3 protein-coding genes are annotated in these 3,258 nt (G+C 63.1%); all 3 read right to left on the reverse strand.

Annotated elements, in window-relative coordinates; translation table 11 throughout:
- Window positions 1–42 precede the first annotated feature (42 nt).
- Window positions 43–900, reverse strand: a complete 858-nt coding sequence (folD, locus tag RMO57_RS07795) for a bifunctional methylenetetrahydrofolate dehydrogenase/methenyltetrahydrofolate cyclohydrolase FolD (protein ID WP_310385587.1) — start codon at window positions 898–900, stop codon at window positions 43–45.
- A gap of 60 nt (window positions 901–960) precedes the next feature.
- Window positions 961–1,584, reverse strand: a complete 624-nt coding sequence (locus RMO57_RS07800; RefSeq protein WP_310385589.1) for a response regulator transcription factor — start codon at window positions 1,582–1,584, stop codon at window positions 961–963.
- Window positions 1,581–3,258 (reverse strand): PAS domain S-box protein (locus RMO57_RS07805; protein ID WP_310385592.1); only part of this gene is annotated, 1,678 nt, incomplete at its 5' end. The genes RMO57_RS07805 and RMO57_RS07800, both read right to left, overlap by 4 nt.

The following is a 3,258-nucleotide window of genomic DNA, read 5'->3' on the forward strand; positions in this document are numbered from 1 at the left end:
CCGGGAAATCCGGCAGCCCGGCGAAGTGCAACAGCGGGTTGTTCATCGTGCGGTCTCCAGTGCCCGCGCCGCGTCGAGCGTGTTGGACAGCAGCATCGTGATCGTCATCGGGCCGACACCGCCGGGCACCGGCGTGATCCAGCCGGCGACTCGCTTGACGCCGTCAAAGTCGACGTCGCCGCAGAGTTTGCCTTCCTCATTGCGATTGATGCCCACGTCGATGACGATGGCGCCCGGCTTGACCATCTCGGCAGTCAAAACATTGCGGCGGCCCACGGCGGCCACCACCACATCGGCCTGGCGCGTGTGCAAGCCGATGTCCGGCGTGCCGCTGTGGCAGACGGTGACGGTGGCGTTGGCTTGCAGCAGCAACAGCGCCATCGGCTTGCCGACGGTGTTGCTGCGCCCAATCACGACCGCATGCTTGCCACGCAGGTCATAGCCGGTGCTAGCGATCAGCTTCATGCAGCCATAGGGCGTGCACGGGCGAAAGCCCGGCAGCTGTGTCATCAGCTCGCCGGCGCTGAGCGTCGAATAGCCATCCACGTCTTTATGGGTGGCAATGGCCTCGATGATGCGGTGCGGGTTGATGTGCTTGGGCAGCGGCATCTGCACCAGGATGCCGTGGATGCTGGGATCATTGTTGAGCGCGTCAAGGCGGGCCAGCAGTTCGGCCTCGCTTAGGCTGGCCTCGTACTGCTCCAGCACCGAATGCAGGCCAGCCTCTTGACAGGCCTTGACCTTGTTGCGCACATAGACCTGCGAGGCCGGGTCAACGCCGACCAAGATCACCGCGAGGCCGGGTTTGACACCCTTGGCCGTCAGCGCGGCGGCGCGCTGCGCGATTTCGGCGCGGATTTGCTGGGACAGTGCGACACCGTCGATCAATTGAGCGGTCATATTCATCTCCGTAAAACACGAAAGCGCGCTCTCGGCGCGCTTTCTGAAATCAAGTTTAGTTCAGGCCTTGGCCGGTGCGCCGAGCGCAATCTTCAGCAGATCGGCGACCGTGTTGGCATTCAGCTTTTCCATGATGTTGGCGCGGTGCGCTTCCACCGTCTTGATGCTGATGCCCAAATCGTCAGCGATCTGCTTGTTCAAGCGGCCTGCGACGATGCGCTCCAGCACTTGCGACTCGCGCGTCGTCAGGCGCTGCAGCAAGGCGTCACGGCTGGCGGCTTCTTGATGGGTGGAGAAAGCGGCGCGGGCTTGCTCCAGCATGCGTTCGACGATGGCCGCCAACTCTTCTTCCTTGAATGGCTTCTCGATGAAGTCCAGCGCGCCTTTTTTCATCGTCTGCACCGCCATGGGTACATCGCCGTGCCCGGTGATGAAGACCACCGGCAATGGGCTCTTGCGCTCCAGCAAGCGGTCTTGCAGCTCCAGGCCGCTCATGCCTTCCATGCGGATATCGGCGATCAAGCAGGCGACTTCGCGCGGGTCATAACGGCTCAGGAATGATTCGGCCGAATCAAAACACTTGACCCGGTAGTCCTTGCCTTCCAGCAACCATTGCAGCGAGTCTCGTACGGCCTCGTCATCATCGACGACATAGACATTGCCCTTCTTCGGAATCAGACTCATGGTGTCGAAATTTGGTTTGTTACTACTGCTGCTGAAGTTGTCGGCCCGGCGGAAATGCCAGGCTCGATGCGGGAAATGTCTACCGGGATGCTGAAGGCGAACCTGCAGCCCACAATAGCGGCCCCATTGTATAAGTTCTCGGCCCTGATTCGACCCTTGTGCGACTCCACAATCGACCGGCATAACCCTAAGCCGATGCCCAGTCCGTCCGACTTGGTGGAGAAAAAAGCCTCGTACATGCGCGAGATCACTTCCTCCGGCATGCCCGGCCCCATGTCCGTCACGCTGAAGTCGATATGGCCACCCAACTCGGGCGTGTGCTTGGGGATCACGCGCAACTCAATGTGGCGGCGCGAAGCCGGCAAGCCGGCGTTGTCAATCGCCTCGGCCGCGTTCTTCAGCAAGTTCATCAAGACTTGCTCGATCAGGATCGGGTCCACCATCAGCTGCGGCAGGCGCTGCGCGACATAGGTGTGGATCGCCACATTCCGACGGCGCAGCTCGATGCCTGCCAGCTCGACCGCATCCTCGACGATGTCATGCGCCTGCGCGGCTTCGCGCTTGGGTTCGCTGCGCTTCACGAAGTTGCGGATGCGGTGAATGATCTGGCCGGCGCGCTGCGCTTGTTTGGCGGTTTTTTCCAACGCCGCCAGCAAGTCGTCTTTCTGGATCGCATCATTGCGCACCCTTGAGACCATGCCGTTGCAGTAATTGGTGATGGCCGTGAGCGGCTGGTTCAGCTCATGGGCGACGCTGGAGGCCATCTCGCCCATCGTCATCAGGCGGCTGGTCATCTGCGCCTTTTCGGCCTGCAGTGCGGCCTGCTCCTCGGCGCGCCGGCGGGCGGTGATGTCGGTGGCGATCAGCATCTGCGCCAGCCGCCCGTCGGTCCATTGCAGATAACGGGTGCGCACGTCAAACCACATCTCCAGCGATTCGACAAAGACCTCGCGCGGGTCGGCGCCGGCTTCGGTCAGATGCTCGGCCGGCAGACCCGAGTAGTCATCGACTTCTTCGTCCGCTTCATCCAATTGATTGGGGCCGCCGCCGCGCCCCAACTGACTGCCGGACAACAGCGCATGGCCGGCCGGGTCGGCGCCGAACCAGAGCCGGTAGCTGCGGTTGGCGAACAGCAGCTCGCCCTGCTGCACCGACAGCACCGACACCGCCGCGTCCAGCCCCTCCAGCACGGTGGTGAAGCGCTCATGCGAGGCCGAGAGCTGGTCGCGGATGCGCTTGGCCTCGGTGATGTTGGTCATGCTGGTCATCCAGCCGGTCTGCTGGCCCTTGGGGTCGATCAGCGGCGAGACGTACATGCGCGCGTCGAAGGGCGTGCCGTCCTTGCGCAAGACCTTCACCTCGATGCCGCCGCTGGGGCTGCGCCCCTGCAGTTCCTGCTGCAGCAGCCGGGTGTTCTCTTCGATGCGGTCGGCCGGCCAGTAGGGGTAAGGCGGCATGCGGCCAACGAGTTCGGGCGTGGAGAAGCCCGTCATCTGGCTGAACGCGGCGTTGACGTAGCTGATGCGCCCCTCCAGGTCCATGGCGCGCATGCCGGTGGGCATGGAGTTTTCCATCGCGCGGCGGAAATTGGTCTCCTGCACCAGCGCACCCTGGATCTGCGAGCGGCGCCGCACATGGCGCCAGGTGCCCAGCAGCATCCACACCGTCAGCACC

Origin of the sequence: Roseateles sp., assembly GCF_031397715.1 — a bacterium.
Lineage (GTDB): Bacteria > Pseudomonadota > Gammaproteobacteria > Burkholderiales > Burkholderiaceae_C > Paucibacter_A.